2 protein-coding genes are annotated in these 2,952 nt (G+C 74.4%); both read left to right on the top strand.

Features of this window, described 5'->3' with window-relative positions; genetic code table 11:
* Window positions 1–161: 161 nt before the first annotated feature.
* The gene (locus ACFXB5_RS51705; protein ID WP_385222585.1) at window positions 162–2,174 is read left to right on the top strand and encodes a CocE/NonD family hydrolase; all 2,013 of its coding nucleotides are present in this window, start codon (window positions 162–164) and stop codon (window positions 2,172–2,174) included.
* Complete coding sequence (locus ACFXB5_RS51710) at window positions 2,171–2,809, top strand: TetR/AcrR family transcriptional regulator (protein ID WP_385222588.1); 639 nt, start codon at window positions 2,171–2,173, stop codon at window positions 2,807–2,809. The genes ACFXB5_RS51705 and ACFXB5_RS51710 overlap by 4 nt, the downstream gene beginning before the upstream one ends.
* Window positions 2,810–2,952: the final 143 nt, after the last annotated feature.

The following is a 2,952-nucleotide window of genomic DNA, read 5'->3' on the forward strand; positions in this document are numbered from 1 at the left end:
TGGGGGGCGGGGCGCGGGGGGGGGGGGGGGGGGGGGGGGGGGGGGGGGCCCGCCCCGCCGCAGGCGCAACGCGCCCGCGGCCGCACCCGCAACGCGCCCGCGGCCGCACCGCGCCCGCACCGCGCCCGCGCACGCACCACAACACCAGGTAGAGGAGATACGTGAAGTACCGCGAGACGTTCGACCACAAGGTGCTGGTCGAGGACGCGTGGATCCCGACCCGGGACGGGCAGACGCGGCTGCACGCACGCATCTGGCGCCCGGCGGACGCCGAGACCACCCCCGTCCCCGCCCTGCTCGAATACCTTCCGTACCGCAAGAGCGACTGGACCGCCCCGCGCGACGCGCAGCGTCACCCCTGGTACGCCGGGCACGGCTACGCCTCCGTACGGGTCGATCTGCGCGGCAGTGGGGACTCGGAGGGCGTGATGCTCGACGAGTACACGGCGACCGAGCTCGCCGACGGCGTCGATGTCGTCAACTGGCTGGCGCGCCAGTCCTGGTGCACCGGCAAGGTGGGGATGTTCGGGATTTCCTGGGGCGGCTTCAACTCGCTCCAGATCGCCGCCCTGCGCCCCGCCCCGCTGAAGGCGATCGTCACCGTCTGCTCGACCGACGACCGTTACGACAATGACGTCCACTACACCGGCGGCGCAGTCCTCGGCATCGACATGCTCGCCTGGGCCGGGACCATGCTCGCGTTCACGGCGCGTCCCCCGCACCCCACCTCCGTCGGCGAGGACCGCTGGCTGCCGATGTGGCGGGAGCGGCTCGACGCGCTGGAGCCGTATCTGCACACCTGGCTCGCCCACCAGGAGCGGGACGACTATTGGCGGCACGGCAGCGTCTGCGAGGACTACGGCGCGATCGAGGCCGCCGTGCTCGCGGTCGGCGGCTGGGCCGATCCGTACCGGGACACGGTGCCGCGTCTGCTGGAGCACCTCGACGCGCCCGTACGGGGGCTGATCGGCCCGTGGTCGCACCAGTACCCCGACCGGGGGCTGCCGCCGGGCCCGGCGATCGGCTTCCTCCAGGAGACCCTGCGCTGGTGGGACCACTGGCTCAAGGACGAGCCGACCGGTGTGCTGGACGAGCCACGGCTCCGCGCCTGGATCAACGATCCCGTACCGCCCGCCACCTCATACGAGACGATGCCGGGCCGCTGGGTCGGCGAGGACTCCTGGCCGTCGCCGTCCGTCAGCTGGGATGAACGCCCCCTCGGCGGCCCGGCCGAGAAGCCGGTGATCGTGCGCTCGCCGCTGCACACGGGGCTGGACGCCGGTCGTTTCTTCCCCTTCGGCAACGCCACCGATCTGCCGCCCGATCAGCGTGCGGAGGACGGCCGTTCGGTCTGCTTCGATTCGGCGCCGCTGACCTCAAGGGTGGAGATCCTGGGCCGCCCCCGCGTGCGGCTGCGGCTGGACAGCGCCACCCCGCGCGCCCATGTGATCGCCCGGGTCTGCGATGTGGCACCCGACGGCTCCTCCACCCTGGTCACCCGCGGAGTGCTCAACCTGTTGTCCCGGAAGGGGCGGGAGCGGGCGGTGGAGTGGGTGCCGGGGACGTACGAGGACGTGGAGTTCGAGCTGAACGCCACGGGGTACGCCTTTCCGCCCGGCCACCGCGTCAGGGTCGCCGTCTCCGACGCGTACTGGCCGTGGGTCTGGCCGCACGGCGAGCGGGGCCGGCTGACGGTCGTGCCGGGGGACAGCGCGCTGCTGCTGCCCGTACGGGATCCGGGCGCCGACGCGGGCCGCCCGCCCATCGTCTTCGAGGAGCCCGAGCAGGCCCCGCCGCTCCCCGTGACCGTCGATCCGCCCGCCGGGCCACGGCCCGAACGGACCGTCACCCACGACGTGGCCACCGGGGAGTGGGTGCTGGAGGTGGACCCCAACTACGGCGGCTCCCGCACCTATCCCGACGGACTGCGCTACGAGGAGAGCGCCCGCGAGACCTATCGCATCCGCTCCGGCGATCCGCTGTCGGCCGTGGCAAGCTCTCGGTGGACGATCCGGCTGCGGCGCGGGGACTGGGAGGCGGAGGTCGTCACCGCCATGGAACTGCGGGCCACGGCGGAGGAATTCATCATGGACAGCAGCATCGAGGCACGGGCGAACGGAGAGACAGTGGCCACGCGCGCATGGCACCGCACCACGCCGAGGACGTCCGCGTGACGTCCCGTTCCGAACGCCGCCCGCCGCGCCGCGCCGTCGCCGCCTCCGCCCGCACCCGGCAGCCCACCGAGGTGCGCCGCCGGCTGATCGTGGAGGCCGCGGTGCCGCTCATAGCGGAGCGCGGCACCAAGGCGGTGGGGGTGCGGGAGGTGGCGGCCGCGGCGGGGGTGTCGGTCGGCACGGTCACGTACCACTTCGAGAGCGTGCAGGAAATCCTCTCCGAGGCGATGGTGCTGCACATCGAGCGCTACTACGCCGCGCTGAGCGACGCCGCCGGGCACGCCACCAGCGGGGCGGAGGGGCTGCGGCTGCTCATCGACGCGCTCTTCACGGAGGACACGGACCGGCACTGGCGGATGTGGTTCGACTACTGGAACGCGGGCGAGCGGGACCAGACCTTCGCCCGTGGCCAGGCCGAGCGGTACGAGAACTGGCACGGCGAGATCCGGGCCCTGGTGGAACGGGGCCGGACCGAGGGCGAGTTCCACTGCGACGACCCGGCCGACTTCGCGCTCCGCTTCTCCGCCCTGGCCGACGGCCTCGCCCTGCACCGCCTCCGCCAGGTCCCGGCCCTGAGCGTGGCCGACGCCCGCCGCCACCTGCGGCGCTTCGTGGACGCGGAGCTGCGGGGCTGAGGCGTGCGCGCCGTCAGCGCCCCGAAGGGGCGCGGGGCTGAGTCGGTGTTGCGGGGGCGCCCCCGGGGGCGGCGGGGGGTGGCGGCCCCCCGCGGGGCGGCGGCGCGCCCCCGGGCCGCCCGCGCGCCCCCGCCCACACCCCC

The organism is Streptomyces sp. NPDC059455 (genome assembly GCF_042750115.1).
In the GTDB taxonomy this organism is placed as follows: domain Bacteria; phylum Actinomycetota; class Actinomycetes; order Streptomycetales; family Streptomycetaceae; genus Streptomyces; species Streptomyces endocoffeicus.